Raw genomic sequence first — 23,248 nt, forward strand, 5'->3', positions numbered from 1 at the left:
ATATTTAAACAACATGAATTGGATTGTACTGTATGAAAAATCTGGAAAAATTGTACTAACATCAAAAAAAAGCTCCAATTCTGGACTTTTACCAAAAGGTAGTTATCTTACTGTAGACATGAGTCTTAATGGAGATTTGGACGATGATAGAAAATTTGTTTTAAGAGTCGAAGAAAGTGAACAAACTGAAATTTATTCTCCTAGCCCTTTACTTGCCGATTTAGATTTAGGTCTACAAGAAGCAGACAGGGAATGTAAGAATAAAATAACTGCGCATAGAATTTATGATATAGTTGAAAGAGAGGATGGCCTTGTTGACTACATAAAACCACAAGCGATAGCAAGACTTTCAAACGAAGAAGAAATTTTAAAAGCTACCGATTCTGAAAATAATAATGGACCGTATATATTTCCAGCAACTATTCATAGCTCAAGATGTCAAAAAATTAATGACGTAGATAAAAAACCTGTAAAAATTAGAATTCCTGAAGATGTTTATTGGCATCAAATTCAAATTACGGGTAAAACAGGTTCCGGTAAAACTGTTGCTACAAAATACTTAGCGCAGCATTTTGTTGAGAACAAAATTACGTCAGATGATATTAACAGATATGGATGTGTACTTGCTATTAATGTAAAAGATGTTGATTTCCTAAAAATGAATCAAGCATCAAATATCAATAGTACTGAGGTAAAAAGAGAATGGGAGGCGTTAGGAAAACAAGCAGAAGGCATTAATAATTATGAAATCCTTTACAGTGCTCATGAAAATATAAAGCAGTTAACAAGCCAAGGAGTTACTGGAAACTGCAAAGCAATTACATTAAATGCAACCAAAATAGACCCTGAAGCCTTATTAGGGATTGTGGAAAACCTTACAGAATTAGCTTCACAGGCTTTACCTGATATATTTAGGTATTGGCAAAAATATTATCCAACAGGAAGATATTCAGGTTTCTTAGACTTATTAGAAACATCAAGAGAACAAGATAATAATTATAACACACTTGATATTGCTGGAAGAGAAGGAACAACAACTCTTAACCCTTCTACATATAATGCAATGATTGGAAGGCTAAAGAGCGCAAATAAATATTTCGAAAATGAAAATGGATCAGAGATTGATGCAAGTGATATTTTACAAGAAGGTAAAATGACCGTTATAGATGTTGCAAGAAGTATAGAATTTGGCTCCATAGTTCTTAGGTACTTATTAAATAGGATAGTAAAAGAAAAAACAGAAAATAATAATGATATTCCTATTCTAATTATCATAGATGAAGTTCATCAGTTTTATAAATCATCAGCATCAAAAAATGCACTAGGTGATTTAGATACAATTTGTAGAGTTGGTAGAAGCAAGAAAATTGGAGTTGTTTTTTCATCACAAAACATTAACGATATTCCAGGCGGCTTAACCTCTGTTATTAACACTAAATTGATGTTTAAAACAGATGAGTTTAATAAAAAAATCAATGGGATTAGCTCAGAAGATATTCAGTCTATGAAAGCTGGCTACTGTGTAACAAACATACATGGCTTACCTCAACTTAAACTTGCTAAATTTCCATTATCTAAATCAGGAGTATTATAATGAATAAAGACAACATTTACAATAAAGAAAACGAATATAAGAAAGAAATTTTCGAATTATTAAATGACGATTTTCATGAGACTACCGATGATAGTACTATTATAAATCTTTTAAAAGATTTATTTTTAGCTGATGTAGAGGACATAAACAATGAAGACATGATAAAAAGCTTACTAACTGATAATATTAGCACTGAGATTGTTGCAAAAAACACTCTAAAAGATGAATAATTTAAAGTATAATTTAGAGATTATAGGTGAAAAAACAAACTATACTCCTCATAAAGAAATTTTAGATCCTATAATAAATTCTGATAAGAAAATTTTTGAAATAACTGCTGACAATAGTTATGGCAAAACTTTTATTCTGAATCTTATTGCCTATGCACTAAATGCAGAAAAGCTTGATAGAGATAGAATATTACCATCAATTAAGGAGTCTATTTCAAGATATGATGATCAAGATGCTTATAATTTAGACTACACTATAGATTTAGATTTGCCTGATAATAAAAAACTAACATTAACTAAAGAGAAAGGTAGAGGAAAACTAGTTCAGATTGACAATGGCGCACCAATTAGCCACAACATGCTACATAAGGATTTGTCTATAATTTACGATGTGCCTACAAACCCAAGTGAAAGACTAAATGCTGTAATAAAAGATTTAGGAGTTTGGAATGAAAACCTAATGTTAAAATTCAATAAAATATCAAGAAATTTAAATGATATAATAAAGGAATTTGATAGTGTTCGAAATGAAGAAAAAATAATCTCTCTCAGAGAAAAATCTTTAAAATATAAAAATGAAATTGAACTTAAGGAGAATAAACTAAACTCTAAAATAATCATATTAAAAGAACTAAACAAGTTATCAAACCTAAGGCAGCTAAGTTCTTATTTGAAAATTAAATTTCTAAGCGACACTGAGGTTGTAAAAAGAACAAAAGCTTTTAAAGCTTTAAAAAAACCTATAAAAATAGAAAAGAAAGATGAACTTAAAATAAAACAGATTGCTTTAGGTTTAACTAATGTAGAAAGAGATTTTAGAATGTTAATATCAAAACTAATTAACTTTATAAACTCAGATAATGAAATAGTTGAACTAATTACAGAAAACAAAACAAATGCTAAACACTATGACTGTATAAAAGAAACAGAAATAAAAGAAATAATTTTATCTGATGATTATGTAGTTGTTCAAGATAAATACATTAAAAGTGTTGAACATATTAAGAATGAGGTATTAATGTTTATCAATGAGAAGAAAAGCGACAAATCATACGTTATTAATCATTCTTATACACAATTTATCACATTATTAGAAAATTTAATAGATAACGACATTGACTATCTTTTAAAAACAGCTACAACAGTTGATTCTTCTGTACTTAAAACCCAACTTGAAGTTATTATTAAAGAACACAAAATTAAAGACTATGATTCAATAAAAAAATTCTTTAGAGATGAATTAAAACCCTTAAAAGGTTTGTTTGCACAATACTACAGGAGTCATAACGCTTGGGTAAAAGAGAGCAAAAAAAAACTTGTTAATGATACTGACAGTGAATATTATGAATTAGAAGCAAAATTAAAAGAAGCAAAAGACAAGTTAAAAAGAGTAAATTCTAACGTTGAAATAACCCGAGGAGTTTGTGCTAAAGAATTGAACATTGATGATTTGAGTAAATTTGACTCTTTAGATAAGATTTCAAACTTAGAATATAATGTTAAGGAAAAAATTTCTAATAATGATTTATCGGATAATTTATCTTCATCAATATCTAACACTAAAAAAGAAATCGAGAAACTTGAAAAAACAAAAAAAGATTTAGAAATAGAAAAAAGAATCACTGATATAACTTATGATAAAGAAAACGCTAAAAATCCATCAAAATACAATGATGAACAAAAAAATAAAATTAAAACATTCTCGAGAATAGTTAGAACTATCATTACTAATACTTCAAATTTTAAAACATTGATTTCTAATATTGAAAATGGTGATTTATCTAAATTTAAAAAAACTGAAGATATTCGATTTATAGAAATAGCTGGAAAAATTATTGCATATTCTATGGATAATAAATTATTGAGGAAAGATGGGGAATTTGTAGAACTAAAATTTTATGATATGGTAAAGCAGGAATTCCATTGCAGTGATGATTTAATTATAAAAAAGGATGATGTTTCTACTGGTTTAGCTAGTGCTAATTACCTTAAACAAAGGATAGAAAATGTAGAAGGAAAATATGTTGTTGTGTTATTAGATGAAATTGGAAACATGGCTCAAAATGCATTAGACAAAGTAATTGAATCAATTAAAAAACTTGAAACTCAAAACAGATTAGTATTAGCTGTTTTTACTAGACCTAATTCTAATGGAATTAAAATTATTGATTATTAATGGAAGAATTACTAACTAAATTGCACGAAAAAACCTCTGAAGTTTTTCTGGAAAATTTAAAAGCTAAAGAATTATTTTATTTTGATGATGAAATATCATTAGATGTACTTAAAACCTTAATGAGTTTAAAAAGGAACAACAAATATTTAAATGAATTAATGCTAAAAAGCTCAATATCCATAGATGAACTAAAGTACCTAGATAATGAGGCTCTAAAGGAATGTTTTGATTATAAATATATAATAAAGGGAAACTCAATTAATAGTGATAAAGTCTTTATTGGCGTTAATGGGATTTTTGAATTCTACTCAATGAATAATTTGAATTTTAGAAATGGTTTGATTGCTTATGACGCTAATAATTTTATTCAAGAAAAAAAACTAAACCTTAAAAGTCAAGAGAAAGTTTGGTGTATTTTTCTTTTACTTTTTGGAGCAGATAATATTGGAAGTTGTTTTAATACAGAAGCACTGTCCCAAGAAAAATTAAAAGATTATCATAATTTTTTCATTTCTATTGAAAAAGAAATGAAGAAAAACGAAATTAACCTTGGTAAGGAAATTGGATGGAAAACTGGTAAAGATTCTGTTTTTAGAAAATTTATTACTAACAATGTGGATTTACCTAAAACATTATTACATTTTAAGAAAGGGAAATATCAATATTATTTAGATTTAACTAAGAGAAAAAATGCTAAATTTCTATTAGATTTAATCTTAGATAAATACGAAGGAGAACAAAGGATAATGATAAACGATTTATTTTACGATGCTTTGATGGAATTATCTTTTAGAATGCCGATTGAATTAGGTGAAATGAATGAAGATATAAATAAATATATAAGAGAGGAGCTAAAGGGTTAAAATCCTCGCTCTTCATTCATACTTTTAGTTAACCCCATTTTTTCAATTTCTTTATACAAATTGGTAGATTTTAAAATCTCTCTAGCATACATTTCTGAAACTTGAATGATTCTCGGTTGCATGTTATTTGAGCTACCGTTAGCCAGATATTGATAGTAAATCAAATCAAATACATCATCACCATACCAACCTTCTTCAAATGCTTTTAAAGGAAATTCAATTCTAACCGGACTTCTGTTTTCAAAAACTTTTATAAAGCACATTGCTTTACTTCGACCTTCCTTAGAGGTGTATGCAAAAACTGGAGATACATTACCTGGTTTTAAATTTACATAAGCCCAATGTAAATCAGAATTATATCCTTTTGCAAAATCAAATCGTTCTGTTATTATTGTGCTTTCACTATTTTTTACAAAAAAAACAGGTCGACAATCCTTAGAAAGCAAATAATCAATTAACACAAAATTCCCACTGGTTGAAGCTCCAGAAAACATAGAACCATCAATAAAAATCAATGAATTAGAAGGAGCAGCTTTAGATAAAAAGAATGCACGTTCTTTCACATATTCTTTTGCTAAATCGGACGCTATGTCATCAGACCTGATTATATCCGAAAACTCAGTTGCTTTTCCAGAGATAATATTAGATTTAGTGAAAAATTTTAATGTTACATAAGCAGCAGGTATATACTCTTCTTTATTTTGTATAACTGAATTATGAACAGTACATCGAACCTTCCCCTCTAAAGAATTAAGTTCTAAAATAGATTCATCATATGCACACAGAATATCAGATTGCTTTAAATTTTCTCTTAGAATTTCTGTGTTTTTTTCATAACCGCTAATAATTCTAATATCTGAATTATTTGTCAGATCAAGTGTTTCTTTATTAGATTTAATGATAGCTGCTCGACTGGTAACTGAATTGTTAATTAACTTTATAGAGTCAATAGTCGTTTTGTAATTGTCAGAAAAAATTACCCTTCCTTTAAAATCGTTTTCCATTTATACTTTTCTAATAACTGATTAATAAATTTTTTGTTTAGCCAAAAAGATTGCTTGGTTATTTCAACAGCACCATTTGTAAACTTTGAATATGGCAAATCATAATCAAAACTATTCTTAGCATGTGGTCTTAAATGTATAAAATTAGTCTCCGATTGTTTTAGCAAGTTATTAGTATTCCTAAATGATTTACCATATTCAACCTTTTTCAAAATTACACCTTTTTGTATTATTTCTTTAGCTTGACCCCATTCTTCACCAATCATATTTAATTCAACACTATTTGGCTCCCAGAAAGCAAAATCACCAATTTTCCAATCATCAAAATTATTATAAATTCCTCTTTTTTTTATTTTTACAATAGGGACAAAAAGATAACTGTAATTTAATTGATTTCTTAATGAAGCTCTTTCTAGCACCTCGGGACTATGCCAATTCTCAAAAAGAACATTATAAAGTGATGTAGAAGAAAACGACATAGGCTCAAAACAAGTATATTTTGAATCAACCGAAATAAATTTCACAACAATATTATAATCTTTCAGAACATCTAGATTGTAAGAAGAATTATTGTTAATATAATTTTTTATTATTAACGGAACTGCTGATTTATTATAAATATTATCTTTTTCAAGGTTAATTATCTCTTTAATATCTCTATTTCCTATTAGATTATTGATTTCATTAATTATAATTTGAACCGCTCTATTCATTCATTAATTTATTTTTGCTAATTATCATATAAGAGTCAATATCGCAAAATAATAATCAACTAACATCATATTTAATCATTATTAATTTACCCAGAACAAAACAATAATAATTAATATAAAAAGTAATAATTCAAAAATGTATTCATATATTTGGACGCTAATTGTCCAAAACTAATTTGTCTAATGAAAACTTTAGGAGAAACACTCAAAGAAGCAAGAGATAGAATTAATTTAATTCTACGAAAAGTATCAGCAGAAGTTGATATTGATCAATCGCTTATAAGCAAGTTTGAGAAAAACGAACGAAAACCTACAAAAGAGCAATTGATAAGACTTGCTGATTTTTACAATCTTTCTCATAAAGATTTAATTATAAGTTGGTATTCAGATAAAATAGCGGAAGATTTGAAATATACAGAATCAACTACAGAAATTTTAAAAGTGGCAGAAGAAAAAATTAACTATTACAAAACTCAAAATAATGGCAAATAAGAAAATAAGAGTAGCAGAATTATTTGCTGGGGTTGGTGGATTTAGACTTGGACTTGAGAAAAGTGATTTTGAAATTGTGTGGAGCAATCAATGGGAACCTTCAACTAAAAAGCAACATGCTTCAGAGGTTTATGAAGCACGTTTTGGAAAAGAAAACCATTCAAACGAAGATATAAACCAAGTTGTAACAAGAGATGTTGAAGAAATAGCAGATCATGATTTATTGGTTGGAGGATTCCCTTGTCAAGATTATTCTGTTGCAACAACGTTACATAATTCTAAAGGATTAAAAGGAAAAAAAGGAGTCCTTTGGTGGTCAATTCATAGCATTTTAGAGAATAAAAAGAATAAACCAAAATATCTGTTTTTAGAAAATGTTGATAGACTTTTAAAATCTCCCGCAAATCAAAGAGGACGTGATTTTGCTGTAATGCTTCAAAGTTTAAATGATTTAGGCTATGCAGTAGAATGGCGAGTTATTAATGCAGCTGAATACGGAATGCCACAAAGACGAAGAAGGGTATTCTTTATTGGTTATCATAAGTCGACAGATATATACAAAAGACTTATAAAGTCTAGTAAAACAGATTGGTTAACAGAGGAAGGAACTATAGCGAAAGCTTTTCCTGTAGCAAAAAACATTAAAATTCAAGAAGTTGAATTAAAAGGGAATTTAGTTGAAATAACTAATGAGTTTAATAAAGACGGTAAATTATCCCCTTTTCATAATACAGGAATGTTAGTTAAAGGAATAGTGTATACTGCCAAGACTACACCTAATTATGATGGACCAAAAATAGTACTTGGAAACGTACTACAGAATGGAGAAGTTACTCCTGACTTTTTTATAGATGAAAAGGATAAACCCAAATGGGAATATTTAAAAGGAGCAAAGAAAGAAAAACGTAAAACTAAAGAAGGTTTTGAATATAATTATAGTGAAGGTGGGATGATTTATCCTGATTCACTAGATAACGCATCTAGAACTATTATTACAGGAGAAGGAGGAAAATCTCCCTCAAGATTTAAACATGTAGTCTCAACAAGTAGAGGTTTAAGAAGATTAACACCTGTTGAGTTAGAAAGACTAAATATGTTTCCTAAAAATCACACGAAATTGGATGGGATTACAGATGCAAAAAGAGCATTTTTTATGGGTAATGCCTTAGTTGTAGGAGTTATTGAAAGAATTGGAAAACAACTTTTTAAAAAAATCACAAATGGATAAAAGAAAGAATAGAGTTCAACCAATTAGACTATCCCCAAAATTCTTTCCTTTGGATATACATAAGTCAATGTTCATCAATGATTTAATGATTTCTATTCCTCAATATTACGCCCAATCATGGGAAAAAACAGTTTTGGAGTCTCATAATTCAAATAATAAATCATGGCAAATTGATATAACTTATGAATCGCCAAGAGAATTAGGAAAAGTAAAAAATAAATTTACAGGAAATTTATCTTTGTTTTTTGCAACAGGCAGAAGCCAAACAAGTAGTTATAGATTGAAATGGGATAATGAATTTGCAATTCAATTAGCTAAAGATTATCCAAAAAGTTTTGTAAGAGCACTAGAGTTTCATATTGGTGATGAACATTATAAAAACTTAAAGTATACTGAATTTGACATTGGTGGATTCAAAGAACAATTACAAGTCAAAATTAAATGGAATGATGATAAGCCTGTTGTAACAATAAAAGAATTTTTTAGGGTTAAAGAAGAGTCACAAGGTTTTCCAAAAGTTTTTAATGAGTTGAGTTCTTATTTAATTGCAGATTACTTATTGAGTTCAGAAGATGAAATATTAAGAAGAATTCAAGTTAGTGATTGGAAATTAAGAGAAAATATTTCTAAAGAAGTAAATGAAAACAATATTTATATATTATTAAACAGAGAGTTAAAAGAAGTATATTTTGGTGAAACAAAAAAATCTTTATCACAACGCTATCCTCAGACACAAAAGCATCATTCTTTTGATGAATGGACCGAATATTGTATAATACAATTACCACCAGATACTTCTGAACACACAAGGTTATTAGTTGAACGTATATTAATTGCTGCGGGATCAAAACTTTTCCCCAACATTCTTTACATCGACAAACCTGTTCTGGACATACAAAACGGCTTAATTCTTAAAAACAGAAAAAAATAAAAATATTTTAAGTTAGATTATGATTTCCATATTTAAGATAATATTCTAGTTGAAAAGTTTGCAATTCATAAATCCATATAATTTCAGAAAATAAAAAACCTGCGATTATTGGTTCTCTAAAATTTGTCTACTCATAATTTCAATAGCTTCATTTCTACCTAAAATATTATCCATTTCACTTATAGAATCTTCATCTCTATAAATACCATTTCGATCATTCCAACATAACCAATCAATTAACTCCAATCGAGACCAAGTATTCAATTCGAGTTGTAGTTCTTTATTCTTTAATTCCATTATTTGGTAATATGGATGTCTTAGTTTTTCTGTTTCACTTATAGATGTATACATAACTTTATTTAAATGTAATTTGTCACATAAATATAACAAAATTAAACACAAAAACCTATTAATCAATTAGTTGTATTTCTTTTTTTGATTTTATTTCAATGAGAGAAAAAGCAAAAAATCAATTTGGCAATAGCCTAGGCTATGTATTTATTGGAGAAGGTGATATAAAAGATTATTATGGCTCCAAACCAATGAGTATCAATTGGAAGCTAAGCGAACCTATGCCTAATTATTTATGGAAAGATGCTGCCAAACTCTCTGTTGGTTAAATTTTATTATTTCTTACCCCTAAAATACTCCATACACTTAATTGCTGGATTTGTTTTTCGGTTTTTAAAACTATGCGCAAAACTGCTTACTATTAAAATAATAGCCGCAACTAGCGCTGTATAAGCAACAGTACTATTAGCATCGTTATTGGCAACATAAATAGCAATTAAAGCCCATGCACCAACAAGTGCAAACTCGCGCATGTTTCGTTTCCAGGTCACTGCTATATTTATTATGGTTGCTATTACTATTAATAAAACGGTCCAAAATGTAGGAGACAATCCAAAACCGTCCCAATTATATTTTACTAAAACTGCAGAGACGTTAGCAATACTAGCTACGGTAATCCAACCACTATAAATTACAAAAGGCCACCATAAAAACACAATTACAGAAATTGGAGCATCAAATAGTTCCATTTTATTTTTAAGCACTATTTGTAATAGAGAGAATAGTATAATAAAGATAAATATTGAGGATAGTAAGGTGTAACCGTAAATCCAAGTGACAATCCAAGCACAATTAGCAATACAGGAGACTAAAAACCACCAACCTGTTGTTAAAATAAAAGCGTCATCTCTAACCTTTACAAACAAACTACGTCCTTGATAGACTATAAACCCTGTTAAAAACAGGTAGATTAATCCCCAAATTGAAAACGCATAACCTGCTGGCGTAAATAATGTGTTATAGTCTTTAGAGATTTCGCCAATGGTTGTGTTATTTAATAAACCTGTATTAGATAAATAGTTCATTACAATTACACAAACAAATGCAACTCCGTTAATTATTTGTAGTCGTTTTTTCATGGTATATTAATCTATATTGATTTTTGTGTAAGCTTACTCTCTATAGGTTAAAGATATGAATTATTTAAGGATGGTTTTATAAACACCGCTAAAGTACCGGAAGGAATAACTATTACCTCAACAGTATTTGTACACATTTTATTGGCTCATAAAATAGGTCTGATGGGACTATTACTGGTTATGCTGTAGGATACTCTTTACGGACACCCCTAAAGTCCCCTCTAGGGGACAACCATTACATCAATAGTTATGGCACTAATTAAATTGGGAGACATAAAATGTATAACGACGTTTAGCACGCATCACTCCGGCAGAATGTCCCCTTGAAGGGACCGCAGGGGTGTTTTACTCAGGTATGTCAGGAACGCTATTTAAGGACACCCCTAAAGTCCCCTCTAGGGGACAACCATCACATCAACCGTTTTGACGCTACTTTAGTTTGATAAATATAAAGTTTATGAAGAAGCCTAACACGCAACACTCCGCAACAATATCCCCTTGAGGGGACCGCAGGGGTGTTCACCCAGCTTTAGTCAGGCTTGATTTTCTGTCACGCACTCAACTCCCTAACTTTTTCTTCAATAACCAACAACACACTAAACATGTTTTTCTTTACTTCTTCATTAGTAAACCTTAAAAAAGTAACACCATACGCTTCTAATTCGCCTTGTCTTTTAGCATCATACAATACTTTATGATCATGACTAGAGCCATCGATCTCGATAACTAAACCAATTTCGTGACAATAAAAATCTGTTATATAATTCAACATAGGCACCTGTCTATGAAACTGAACACCATAAGCGCGTTGTTTTATATTTTGCCAAATTAAGACTTCGGTTAATGTGCTATTTTTTCGTAATTGTCTTGCAAACAATTTTAAGTCTGAACGGTATGGGATGATCTTATTTCTCATTGTGTAGAATACTTAAAGTAATTATACGCTCCGGACACACTTTTGAAGCTTATTTAACTATGAACTAACGAGTTAAATATATAACATTATTTGGAGATGTGTTTTAAGAACACCCCTAAAGTCTCCTCTAAGGGACAACTATCGCATCAATAGTTTTGGTGCTAATATAATTGGGAGACATAAAATGTATAACGACGTTTAGCACGCATCACTCCGGCAGAATGTCCCCTAGAGGGGACCGCAGGGGTGTTCACACTCAACTACCTCAGACCCCTCTTTACGGACACCCCTAAAGTCCCCTCGAGGGGACAACCATCGCATCAACAGTTTTGACGCTAGTTAAATTGGTAAACATAAAATACAGGGTACTCTTAGCACGCAACACTCCGCAATAATGTCCCCTTGAGGGGACCGCAGGGGTGTTCACACTCAGCTATCTCAGACCCACTCAGAAGAACCACTCAGATATACAACAAAAAAAAACCACTAATATTAGTGGTTTTTTTATTTATAACTAGTCGATTTTTAACGACGTTTCTTTTTAGACTTAAATTGAGCCTTGTTTTTTCGTTGATTAAAAGGAACCGCATCATTAAACGTGTTTTTAGCATCACCTTTAGGTGCGTTTTTACGCCATTTTTCTGCTTTCTCTGGTAGTAACACTTTTAGTAAATCTTGACGCCCTAATTTGTTTAGGGTCTTTTTGATCCACGCTTTATTTTCATCTTTATACCAGAAGAAAAAACGATGTTGCTCGTCTTTCTCTTTACGTGTAATTGGTGTATTTACTTTTTTAAGTGTGTATGGATGGTAACCACTGTAATAAATTACGGTAGCAACAGTCATAGGCGTCGGTGTAAACCCTTGCACTTGCTCTAACTGAAATCCTAAATCCTTAGTTTCGGCAGCTAAGTTAGCCATATCTTCTACCTCACACGCTGGGTGATTAGATATAAAATACGGAATCAATTGTAGTTTTAAACCTTTAGCGATATTAATCTTATCAAAACGCTCTTTAAACTTATGAAAGTATTTAAACGATGGTTTACGCATCAGTTTTAATACAGGATCACTAGTATGCTCTGGTGCTACTTTAAGTCGACCAGAAACGTGCTTAGTCATCACCTCTTCCGTATAAGCATCAAGCTCTTTAGGATCGGCATTTTTATTAAATTCTGGTACCAACATATCGTGTCGAATTCCAGAACCTATAAATGATTTTTTTACTTTTGGATGCTTATCTACCGCTTGATACAAATCCGTTAACGGTTTATGTGACGTATCTAAATTACTACATATTACTGGCGAAATACAACTAGGCGCAACACACTTGTCACAAATAGACTGTACTTTACCCTTCATTTGATACATATTAGCACTTGGCCCTCCAATATCACTTAAATACCCTTTAAAATCAGGCATATTAGCAACGGTATCTACTTCTTTTAAAATAGACTCTTGACTACGGGATGCAATAAATTTTCCTTGGTGTGCTGATATGGTACAAAAGCTACAACCACCAAAACATCCTCTGTGAATGTTGATAGAAAACTTAATCATTTCGAACGCAGGAATTGGTCCACGCTTATTATATTTTGGATGTGGTAATCTTGTGTATGGTAAATCAAAAGACGCATCAATCTCCTTTTCCGTCATGGTTGGATAAGGTGGATTAATCATTAAGGTCTTCTCTCCTACTTTCTGAAAAATTCGTCTAGCAGCCAATTTATTAGACTCTTGCTCTATAACTTTAAAGTTAGAAGCATACTGTTTTTTATCACTTAAACATACTTCATGGGATGAGATCTCGATATCTTCCCAATTTGCATTTTTAGGAATACTGTCTCCTTTATCTAAAAGAACAGCAGTTTGTAACACTGTATTAATACTATTAAAAGGCACCCCTTTTTCAAGTAAACGCACCACTTCACGTAAGGGCTGTTCTCCCATTCCGTAAACCAACATGTCTGCTTTTGAAGTTTCTAAAATAGAAGGCATTAATTGATCACTCCAATAATCGTAATGCGTTACACGACGCAAAGACGCTTCAATACCACCTATTAAAACAGGTGTATCTGGCCACTTATCTTTTAAAATTTTAGAATATACTGATGTTGCGTAATCTGGTCTAAACCCAATATCTCCATTTGGAGTATACGCATCTTTATCACGTTTCTTTTTATTAGCATTATAATTACTAATCATTGGATCCATACAACCACCTGTAACACCAAAAAATAATTTAGGCTTCCCTAGTTTAACAAAATCCTGAAGATTATCGTTAACATTTGGTTGCGGAACAATGGCTACACGTAAGCCAAAACTTTCTAACATGCGCCCAATTACCGCTGGACCAAACGTTGGATGATCGACGTAAGCATCCCCACTAAAAAGGATAACATCTAGTGCTTCCCATCCGCGTATTTTCACCTCTTTGTTTGTGGTAGGTAACCAATCTGAAAGTTTTAATTCTTGCATAGTCTGCAAAAATAGTCAAAAAAAGACTCTTAAACACTATTGTAAAAGGGTTTAGCATATTTTTTAATATAAATAATGCCATTCTAATTTAATAGGTAACACTACTGACTCTCAACTAGTTTAAACAAACACCCTTTATTTAATCCATTAATTAAGGTCTATAAAACAGAAAAATTGGCATGACGTCCAACTTTTCTAACACACTACTAATTCTGTTAATTCTGCTTTACAAAGACTTTGTATTCATTAGCAGCCAATGGAATAGCCTCTCCTTTTAATACTACCATTTGATTGGTCATAAAATCAAGATATTGCCCTTTTTGTGGCAGATTTGCGTTTACACTTGCTTTAGACACATTAGCAATAAAAACAACCTCATCACCTCCATTTGTTCTTGAAAAAGACAAGACAGCTGTTCCGTTATCAATCGGTGTATATTTTGCTGATGCTTTTCCTCCGTACAATGCTTTATTACTTTGTTTTAGCGTTGCTAATTTTTCTAATAATGCCCACGTGTTTCCTTTGCTATGTGGGAAACTATCTTTTTCAAAGAATAATAACCTGTGATCTAAATCAAACTCTTGTCCCGAATAAATTAATGGCATTCCTGGCGTTAAAAAACTTAAGGTTGTCATCATTTCTGAAGCCTCTCCCATACGTTCTTTTACAGTGCCATTCCATGAGTTTTCATCATGATTGGTTACAAAATTCATTAAAATATCATTGGTTGCATAACGCTCAGCATCTGTTTTCATCGCAGTATACCATTCTGACACATCACTATCTCCTTTTGCAATATGGTTCATGGCATGATGTCTATCCCATCCATATCCCATATCAAATAAACCGTCTTCTAACAATTCTGGCTCCCAAGCTTCAGCTAGCATAAAAATGTCTTTTTTAGCGCGCAATTCAGGAATAGCTTGTTGCCAAAAATTGGTTGGCACAGAACCTGCCACATCACATCTAAAACCATCAACACCTTCTTCTGCCAACCAATAGCTCATATCCTTAATCATTGCCTTACGCATCTCTTGATTGTCGTAATTTAAATCTGCAACATCCGTCCAATCCGTATCCAAAGGATGTACTACTTCTCCTTTATCATTTTGTGTGTAAAATTCTGGATTAGTCTTTAACCAGGTGTGATCCCAACCTGTATGATTAGGCACCCAATCCAAAATTACATAAATCCCGTTATCATGAGCAGTCGTTAATAATGTTCTAAAATCTTCAATCGTTCCAAATTCCGGATTGATTTTAGTAAAATCAGATACTGCATAATAACTTCCTAAATATTTATCTTGTTCTGCTTCTGGAAACTCAGATGCAAACTTACTATCCGCACCTCCAGTTGCTTTACGTTTTGTTTCCGAAATAGGAAAAATTGGCATTAACCAAATCACTTTCACACCTATTTGTTTTAACTGCGGAATGTCCTTTGTGAATTGTTCAAAGGTCCCTTCTGGGGAGTATTGTCTGATATTAGCTTCGTAAATAACAGCAGTTTCTAAAACTGAATCCGATATGGATTTAAGTGCTACTTTTTCTTCTGAAACTGCTTTTGTTTCAGTTTGTTTTTGTTCTTCTTTACATGCAAACATGGTCAAGATTGCTAGGGATAATATTATTTTTTTCATTGTGTATTATTTTGCGAGCACTTCGACTGCGCTCAGTGTGACATTGGTTGTTGTTAATAGAGATGATGTTTTTGTCTGCTTCTTTTTTAATGTTATATTTTTCACTCTAACTCTTACTATAACTTAAAAGCACTTCGACTGCGCTCAGTGTGACATTGGTTGTTGTTAATAGAGATGATATTTTTGTCTGCTTCTTTTGAATTTTAGATTTCTTACTTTAACTCTTACTTATATCTTATGAGCACTTCGACTGTGCTCAGTGTGACATTGGTTGTTTTTAATAGAGATGATGTTTTTGTCTGCTTCTTTTGAATTTTAGATTTCTTACTTTAACTCTTACTTATATCTTATGAGCACTTCGACTGTGCTCAGTGTGACATTAGCTAAGTGTGACATTGGTTATTTGCGAGATTAGTTGTTTACTTTTTCTATTAAAATAATGGTTGAATCTGTTGCTATTGTAATACTTCCATTTTTAACTTCTAAAGTTTGTCCCGAATAAAAATCTTTAACTGTTGTTCCGTTTTCAAACACAGAAGACACCGTAATAGTTTGTTCTCCTTTAGGTAAGTCAAAACCAATAACAACGTCATCTTTATACTCTCCTTTACTATAACTTCTGCTAAAAATATAAGGCGTCTCGCTTATCATCTTATGTTGTCCTGCTCCTACTGCTGGATGATTACGTCTAAATTGCCCTAGTTTTTGCCAATGGATTAATAAGTCCTGTTTTTGAGATAATTCTTCCCAATTCATGTTACTTCTTAACGTTGCATCTCCTACTGTACCTTCCACAGTTAAATCTCTTGCAGACTCATCTCCATAATAGACTTGAGCAGTTCCTGGAGACAATAATAAACGGGTAGCAGTTTCGAATGCCTTTTCTCTATTGGCATCAAAAGGTTGCCCATCGTCATGAGAGGTTAAATAATTTAAAATACCATAGTTTTTTAAGTCATTATTTAAAATACTATCGTAGGTCTTAAACTGCTCTTCATACGTTTGTTGCGCCACATTCCATTTAAATTCAAAATTGATTAAGCTATTAAATGCTTTGTCAAAATAGTTGATTTTTTTATCTCCAAAATCAAAAGCAGTTCCTGTCGAAATTCCGTAATTATAAACTTCTCCCACCATATAAAAGTCAGTATCATCTAATACCTTATCTGGGTTGTTCTGCTTAAATTCCGCGAAAGCGTTATCACAAACCGACTTAAACTCCTGCCAAACATAAGCTTCGGTATGTTTTACGGTATCTACCCTGTAACCATCAATTCCAAAATCAGTGATATAATCGCTTAACCATTTCATGATATAAAAACGAGGTGCGCGAGGATAACCCGTTGCCTTAAAAAACGCATCTAACTCTGCGACCTCTTGCTCATAACGCCCTTCTGCTTTCCACTTCTTGACTAATTCAGGTGGTAAAGCGACAGCCTCATTGCTTTCTGTTTTTATATCTGGAAGATTCTCAACTAACGTACATGTTACTGTATTATCGTAATTTTTATAGTCACATTGTGGTCCCGTTCTTACCCAATCGCTGGGCCAAACAGGATCTTGCTCTGTAACTGGACCTGTGTGATTAATTACTGCATCTAGTAGAATACGAATACCTTTTTTATGCGCCGCATCCACTAAATTCTTAAGATCTGTTTTATTTCCTAGATTGGCATCAATAGTAGTCCAATCTTTAGTCCAATAGCCATGATATCCATACGTGTTTCCTGTCCCTTCATTGGTTGCACCGTGAATTTGCTCCACAATTGGAGACATCCAAATCGCATTAACCCCTAAATCGGTAAAATAACCCGCTTCAATCTTTTGCGTAATCCCCTTTAAATCGCCACCTTCAAAACCACGTAAAACGCCTGTTTCTTTTGTACGTCCGTAGCTAATATCGTTGGTTTTATCGCCATTATTAAAACGATCTGTTAACAGAAAATATAAGTTTGCTGCTTCCCAAACAAAAGGTATTTCCATAGTCTTTGGTTTTTGATTTTCGGCTAAGTCTTGTGCTTCTTTTTTCTCAGTTTTACAACTAAAAACAAGCATTGTAATTGCTAATAAAAGTATCCCTTTTCTCATATTATACTTAATATTTTATTTGTGTTTTGATGGCTGATGAAGGATTCCATTGCACATCAAAACTTAAAATCTTACTAATTTGGTTATAATTGAAATCTAATTTTTTATTGTCTGTTTTTATACGTTTCGGGTCCGATGGAAAATTATGAATCACCACCGTTATTTTTTTGCTTGTTGTTACGTAATTAGAACCAACCTCAGCGTCAAACTGAAGCTCTAGCGCTTTTTTAGTGGTTTTAGAATGAAACTCTAAAATCTCATATTTCCCTTTTTCAAAAGCATTTTTAGTAGCTCCGTCATCATTATAAAGTGTACGCTTACTTTCTGAAACCGATGCATCAAAATAGTAATGTACATCCAATGTGTTTCCGTTATACTCCGCTGTACTTTGCATTGGTTTTGCGGTCGGAATAAAAGCACCACCACGAACATATGTCGGAATGTTATTTTCTTCCGTTTTCACGGAACGTATTTGTCCTCCGTTTACTTTTTTGTCCGTGTAAAAATCAAACCAAAGACTGTTTTCAGGAAAGTAAACCTCTGCTTCTGTTTGATTAGGATTTACAATTGGTGTCACTAAAAAGTCATTCCCCCAAAGGTATGTTGAAGCCATAGTTTGCAGTTCTTTATTGTCTTCCTCTTCAAAAAATAAGGCTCGCATTAAAGGCGCTCCAGTTTGGTTGTTTTCAAACACCAAGTTATAATTATATGGTAATAATTTATAACGTAATTCGATAGCCTGTTTTGCTAAGGCTTTGGCTTTATCACTTCTAAACACAGGTTCTGCTGGTACATCTTCTTGCGCATGTGGTCTATAAATAGGTTGAAAAACACCATACTGTAACCAACGGGCATACAACTCGTCATCCAAATTAGCGCCTGCAAAACCTCCTAAATCACTATGCATATACGCCAATCCTTGCAACCCCATTTGTAATGCGATTTCTGGTTGCGATTGTAATCCGCCCCATGTACGATTAACATCTCCCGACCAAGGAATCATTCCAAAACGTTGCGACCCCGAACTTCCTGCACGCATCAAAATAAAGGGCCTTGTATTTGGTACATTTTTACTATACATTTCTTGCACTAATTCTGCCCAATTATGACCATAGATATTATGAACTTCGTCTGCTGTTCCTGTGGCGTGTTGTAATCCTTTAGGATGCACTTCTGGTTCTCCTAAATCGCCCCAAACCCCAGAAACACCTAAATCTGATAAGTCTTTATAGATGTTTTGAAACCATTGCTTGCCCTTTGGGTTATAAATATCTATCAGTCCTGTATTACCAAAGTAAAAATCGAATGTAAATGGGTTTCCAAGCGTATCTTTTGCTAAAACATCTTCTTTAACCGCTTCGTCCCAACGTTTAGATGTGGTTAACACAAACGGTTCTGTTACTAACACCGTTTTTACGTTATTGTCTTTCAGTCCTTTTATCATTTGTTTTGGATTAGGAAACGAATCGCGATCAAATGCTAAATTCCCCATTGTCCCTTGGACGGTTTTTCCAAACCAAAAAATGTCAATAATTATGGCATCTAACGGAATCTTCTCGTCTCTAAACTTTTGAACCGTTGCTTCGACTTCTTGTTGCGAATGATAGCCAAAGCGACTAGAAAAGTTACCTAAAGCCCATCGTGGTGGCATCGGTTGTCTTCCTGTTAATTGCGTGTAGGTTTTTGTTAGATCTAACCAAGAATCGCCAACCACAATTTGATAAGTTTTTCTACCTGAAATGGTTTCGTAAGTCAGTGTATTGTCTTGTTTAGAATCTAAATCTAAAAAGCCAATGGGCGCATTATCAAAATGAATTAAATACTTGTTTGAAGACACCACAATTGGCATCGTGTAGTTCATTAATTCACTACGGTCTTCATAACCATAATCTGCTTTGTTGTATAACTCTAAACGGTTTCCTCTGCGATTCATGCCTAAGGCTCTTGCGCCTCCACCGTATAAAACTTCGTCTGATTTTAAGTTGAAACTAATAGTTTCAAATTGGTCTGTTTTTTGGTAACCATTTTTAACCGACGTGATTTCTTTTCCGTCTTTCCAATAGGAAATATGAAAAGGTGCTTTGGTGATTTTTACTGTTATTTTTTTAGATTGAAAACTAATCTCTGAAGTTGTCTCATTAAATTTTACATCAGAAAGCGTTTTATCCAAAACAACAGCATGTGATTTTTTATCAAATGTTTCACCTGTTGGTAAAAATGTAGTTTCGATAATTTCAGGACTGTAAAAACAGATAGAATAGCTTCCATCGGAAACCTGAATATTTAATTGATTATTTTGAAATTTAACAGACTTAAACACTCTTTTTTCAATCGCGTCTTCAAACAACCAAGTAATGGCTTCAGAAAAATTATTACTCCAAAGCGCTTCGTTATGTTTTCCTTCTGGTACTACTTTAGATTGGATGTTTTTTTCAGGAAAACCGCTATTTTTTAAAATAGAAATAACACTATTCATGTCTGTAACGGTTTGGCTAATTTCGTCATAGCCTGCTTTTTCACCTTCCTTTCCTCCTGCTAAAAAATACATTTTAGTATCTTGAAGATTAGCATGAGACACAGTAAAAGGCTTTACTTCTGGAGCAAACCAAAATGCTGGTGAATACACACCAACTTTACCAAAAACAGTTGGGTGTTTTAAAGCTGCATAATGCGAAATTAAACCGCCCATGGAGCTTCCAAAAATGGCTGTATTGCTACTGTCTTTTTTAGTGTTATAATTAGTGTCTATATAAGGTTTTAATGTGTTTACAATAAAATTGACATAGGCTTCACCTTCGCCTCCACCATATGCACTGTTTACCCATGGAGAATATTCATCTAAGCGTTTAGAAGCACCATTATCTACACCAACCACAATAAGTTTTAAGTTGTCTTTAAATAATTTATCTAAAGTTTCGTCTACATTCCACTCACCATAACCAGAAGTAGTTGCGTCAAAAACATTTTGACCATCATGCATATAAACTACAGGATAATCTTGTTTTGATGTGTTATAATCTGGAGGTAAATAGATCCAAACACGACGTTTTCTATTAAGTTGTGGGATATTAAAAGTTTCTGAAATAATGGATACATTTTTTGAAGCTGTCGAGACTTCCGTAGTATCAAACAAATGACTCCAACCTGATATTTTAACGTGTAGTGTGTCGTTAGGTTTATTAAACTTATAGATACGATTATCAATTTTCTCACCTGTATTGCTACTCTCTGAACTATCCCAACTCCCTAAGGTAAACTTATATAAAATACGTTGTTCTGTTTTGGGAAGTGTGATTTGATACTGTCCATTTACTAATTGTAACTGGTAATCTTTATGTCCACCAGACCAACCTTCAAAATCACCTGAAATAAAAATTGTTGCTTCTTTTGGTGTATCTTTTGGAAGTTCTTCAATAATTATTGTGACTTGTGCTGATGCTATTTGAAAAAGCAAAAAAGATAATATGTATAATAAATTTTTCATTATTTGAGTTTATGAAACACTTCGACTGCGCTCAGTGTGACAGCGATTTATAATTTAGTGGTTAACAACAGACTTCCTCTTTCGTTTAAGATAATTTCATCTTGCCACTTGAAAGTTTCACCAGAAATTATATTTTTTAATGTCTTTCCATGTAATCCTATTTCTTCATAACGTTTTAAATCGATGGTCATTGGTGTTTTATTCTTATTAATAATATGTACGACGGTTTCACCTTCAATAACTCTAAATAAAAAATATGTTCCCATAAATGGTGCAAAGTGCATGGTTTTCCCATCGTGAATAGCAGCACTTGTTTTTCTGTAATTCAATACTTTTTTAAGGAATGACTGCATGTCCTTTTGAGCATCTGTCAACCCTTCTCCTGAAAATGCATTAACAGTATCACCTTCCCATCCTCCTGGGAAGTCAGTACGAATCAAACCATGGTCTCCAGGTTTTGCAAAGTCGTCCATTAAAATTTCTGTTCCGTAATATAATTGCGGAATTCTAGGTAAGGTTAATAGGTAACTTAAAGCCATTTTAGTGTTTGGCACATCCCCTTTTAATTGTGTAAAAATGCGACTCATATCATGATTATCCGGAAATATCATAATATCTTTTGGAGAGGCATATGCAAAATCGTTTGCTAAGCCTTCATATATTTTAACCAAACCTTTATCCCAAGATTCTTCTTGATTTAAAGCCTCCACAATATTGTTTTGCATTGCAAAATCCATGGTTGACCTTAAATTAGATTGGTAACCATCTTTATTCTCATGCCCTTTTTGCCAATAGGCAATTAGCAATGGGTTGTAACTCCATTCCTCTCCTACAATACTAAAATTAGGATACTCGTCCATAATAGCTCCAGCCCAATCCGACATAAACATTTTGTCTGGATAAGGATAAGTGTCTTGTCTGATTCCGCTTAATTGTAAAGTTTCAATCCACCAAATACTATTCTGAATTATATAGTTAGCCATAAACGGATTACGCTGATTTAAATCTGGCATTCTTGCGCTAAACCAACCTTCAGTCATTTCGGTCTTATCACGATTTGAAGCATACAAATCTTGATTACTTGTACGTCTGTGATTAGAATTAGCTAATGGTTGTTTAGTTTCAAAATTAGATTGCTGATTAACCCAATCTTTAAAAGGTAAATCTTGCATCCACCAATGTTGGCTTCCACAATGATTTGCGACTTGATCCATGATTAAACCAATACCTTTTTCTTTAGCTTTTGCAGCTAATTCTTGATACTCTTCTATAGTTCCAAAACGTGGATCTACTTGATAAAAATCCGTCATTGCGTAGCCATGATATGACGATTCGGGCATGTCATTGGTCAATAAAGGACACGACCAAATTTGGGTAAACCCCATCTCCTGAATATAATCTAGATGATTTATGATCCCTTTTATATCACCACCATGTCTACCATAATCGTCTGCTCTGTTTATGGTTTTCTCGTTTAAATTGACATCTATATCATTAGAAGTATCTCCATTTGCAAAACGATCAGGCGTTATTAGATAAATAGCATCACTACTATCAAATCCTTGTATATCCGCAGCTTCGCTTTCCCTATCTTTTAATTGGTAGGTTTGTACAAGTTGCGTTCCGTTTTTAAAATCGAAATAAATATTAAACTGTCCTGCTTTGACATGCTCTGCTATAGACAATCCTAAAAACAAATAATTAGGACTATCTGCCTTATGGGCTTTATCAATAGACACACCTGGATACTTTATGCTTGCTTTTGCTTCAGAAATATTAGGATGTTTGATTAATAACTGGAGTTGTTGATTTTTAAAACCAACCCACCAATTAGGAGGCTCAATCCGTTCTATGTCATTTTTAACTTCGGTTACAACCTCAGAAACTTTAGCGTTACCAACCTTTTCTTTACATGAAAAACTAACACTAATTAAAATGATTAATGCTATGTGAATTAATTTTGTCATCTTAATTAGTGTCT

18 protein-coding genes are annotated in these 23,248 nt (G+C 32.4%); 8 read left to right on the forward strand and 10 right to left on the reverse strand.

Going from position 1 to position 23,248, the window contains the following annotated elements; all coding sequences use genetic code 11:
- The first annotated feature begins 13 nt into the window (after nt 1-13).
- The 4 genes from BMZ09_RS00245 to BMZ09_RS00260 are packed head-to-tail and all read left to right on the forward strand — an operon-like array spanning nt 14 to nt 4,863.
- Nucleotides 14-1,594 carry an ATP-binding protein gene (locus BMZ09_RS00245; RefSeq protein WP_090836429.1) on the forward strand — a complete coding sequence of 527 codons (1,581 nt, stop codon included), beginning with the start codon at nt 14-16 and terminating at the stop codon, nt 1,592-1,594.
- Nucleotides 1,594-1,824 (forward strand): hypothetical protein, encoded by a 231-nt coding sequence (locus BMZ09_RS00250; protein WP_090836431.1) that lies wholly within the window; start codon nt 1,594-1,596, stop codon nt 1,822-1,824. The genes BMZ09_RS00245 and BMZ09_RS00250 overlap by 1 nt, the downstream gene beginning before the upstream one ends.
- Nucleotides 1,817-4,000, forward strand: a complete 2,184-nt coding sequence (locus BMZ09_RS00255) for an AAA family ATPase (protein ID WP_090836433.1) — start codon at nt 1,817-1,819, stop codon at nt 3,998-4,000. The genes BMZ09_RS00250 and BMZ09_RS00255 overlap by 8 nt, the downstream gene beginning before the upstream one ends.
- Nucleotides 4,000-4,863 (forward strand): hypothetical protein, encoded by an 864-nt coding sequence (locus tag BMZ09_RS00260; protein WP_090836435.1) that lies wholly within the window; start codon nt 4,000-4,002, stop codon nt 4,861-4,863. Before BMZ09_RS00255 ends, BMZ09_RS00260 begins: the two co-directional genes overlap by 1 nt.
- Here BMZ09_RS00260 and BMZ09_RS00265 read toward each other — a convergent pair.
- Nucleotides 4,860-5,867, reverse strand: coding sequence for a DNA double-strand break repair nuclease NurA (locus BMZ09_RS00265; protein ID WP_090836437.1), 1,008 nt, complete (start codon nt 5,865-5,867; stop codon nt 4,860-4,862). The genes BMZ09_RS00260 and BMZ09_RS00265 overlap by 4 nt on opposite strands.
- The gene (locus BMZ09_RS00270; protein ID WP_090836439.1) at nt 5,840-6,580 is read right to left on the reverse strand and encodes a PDDEXK family nuclease; all 741 of its coding nucleotides are present in this window, start codon (nt 6,578-6,580) and stop codon (nt 5,840-5,842) included. The genes BMZ09_RS00265 and BMZ09_RS00270 overlap by 28 nt, the downstream gene beginning before the upstream one ends.
- Nucleotides 6,581-6,763: 183 nt before the next feature.
- Between BMZ09_RS00270 and BMZ09_RS00275 the strand changes: the two genes are divergently transcribed.
- From BMZ09_RS00275 to BMZ09_RS00285, 3 genes are read left to right on the forward strand one after another with little or no spacing between them, the layout of a single operon-like run.
- Nucleotides 6,764-7,072 (forward strand): helix-turn-helix domain-containing protein, encoded by a 309-nt coding sequence (locus tag BMZ09_RS00275; protein ID WP_090836441.1) that lies wholly within the window; start codon nt 6,764-6,766, stop codon nt 7,070-7,072.
- Nucleotides 7,062-8,300, forward strand: a complete 1,239-nt coding sequence (gene dcm, locus BMZ09_RS00280; protein WP_090836443.1) for a DNA (cytosine-5-)-methyltransferase — start codon at nt 7,062-7,064, stop codon at nt 8,298-8,300. The genes BMZ09_RS00275 and dcm overlap by 11 nt, the downstream gene beginning before the upstream one ends.
- A complete protein-coding gene (locus BMZ09_RS00285) occupies nt 8,293-9,231 on the forward strand; it encodes an alpha-protein kinase family protein (protein WP_143067765.1) in 939 nt (312 codons plus the stop codon). The genes dcm and BMZ09_RS00285 overlap by 8 nt, the downstream gene beginning before the upstream one ends.
- A gap of 105 nt (nt 9,232-9,336) precedes the next feature.
- Here BMZ09_RS00285 and BMZ09_RS16095 read toward each other — a convergent pair whose 3' ends face one another.
- Complete coding sequence (locus tag BMZ09_RS16095) at nt 9,337-9,495, reverse strand: hypothetical protein (RefSeq protein WP_177183489.1); 159 nt, start codon at nt 9,493-9,495, stop codon at nt 9,337-9,339.
- A gap of 185 nt (nt 9,496-9,680) precedes the next feature.
- On the opposite strand from BMZ09_RS16095, the gene BMZ09_RS16100 reads away from it, so the two are divergent.
- Complete coding sequence (locus tag BMZ09_RS16100; protein WP_177183490.1) at nt 9,681-9,851, forward strand: hypothetical protein; 171 nt, start codon at nt 9,681-9,683, stop codon at nt 9,849-9,851.
- A gap of 6 nt (nt 9,852-9,857) precedes the next feature.
- On the opposite strand, the gene BMZ09_RS00295 is transcribed toward BMZ09_RS16100, so the two are convergent.
- The 7 genes from BMZ09_RS00295 to BMZ09_RS00325 form a co-directional block, all read right to left on the reverse strand.
- Complete coding sequence (locus tag BMZ09_RS00295) at nt 9,858-10,661, reverse strand: hypothetical protein (RefSeq protein WP_090836451.1); 804 nt, start codon at nt 10,659-10,661, stop codon at nt 9,858-9,860.
- A 550-nt stretch (nt 10,662-11,211) separates the two neighbouring features.
- Nucleotides 11,212-11,577 (reverse strand): endonuclease domain-containing protein, encoded by a 366-nt coding sequence (locus BMZ09_RS00300; RefSeq protein WP_090836454.1) that lies wholly within the window; start codon nt 11,575-11,577, stop codon nt 11,212-11,214.
- A 525-nt stretch (nt 11,578-12,102) separates the two neighbouring features.
- The gene (locus tag BMZ09_RS00305) at nt 12,103-14,055 is read right to left on the reverse strand and encodes a YgiQ family radical SAM protein (RefSeq protein ID WP_090836456.1); all 1,953 of its coding nucleotides are present in this window, start codon (nt 14,053-14,055) and stop codon (nt 12,103-12,105) included.
- A 215-nt stretch (nt 14,056-14,270) separates the two neighbouring features.
- Nucleotides 14,271-15,695, reverse strand: coding sequence for an alpha-amylase family glycosyl hydrolase (locus BMZ09_RS00310; RefSeq protein ID WP_090836458.1), 1,425 nt, complete (start codon nt 15,693-15,695; stop codon nt 14,271-14,273).
- Nucleotides 15,696-16,106: 411 nt separating this feature from the next.
- Nucleotides 16,107-17,783, reverse strand: coding sequence for an alpha-amylase family glycosyl hydrolase (locus tag BMZ09_RS00315; protein ID WP_090836460.1), 1,677 nt, complete (start codon nt 17,781-17,783; stop codon nt 16,107-16,109).
- A gap of 7 nt (nt 17,784-17,790) precedes the next feature.
- The gene (locus BMZ09_RS00320; protein WP_177183491.1) at nt 17,791-21,267 is read right to left on the reverse strand and encodes a TIM-barrel domain-containing protein; all 3,477 of its coding nucleotides are present in this window, start codon (nt 21,265-21,267) and stop codon (nt 17,791-17,793) included.
- A gap of 47 nt (nt 21,268-21,314) precedes the next feature.
- Nucleotides 21,315-23,234: a glycoside hydrolase family 13 protein gene (locus BMZ09_RS00325; protein ID WP_090836462.1), complete on the reverse strand. Its 1,920-nt coding sequence runs from the start codon at nt 23,232-23,234 to the stop codon at nt 21,315-21,317.
- Between the last annotated feature and the right edge of the window lie 14 nt (nt 23,235-23,248).

Source organism: Olleya namhaensis (genome assembly GCF_900114005.1).
GTDB classification, from domain to species: Bacteria; Bacteroidota; Bacteroidia; order Flavobacteriales; family Flavobacteriaceae; genus Olleya; species Olleya namhaensis.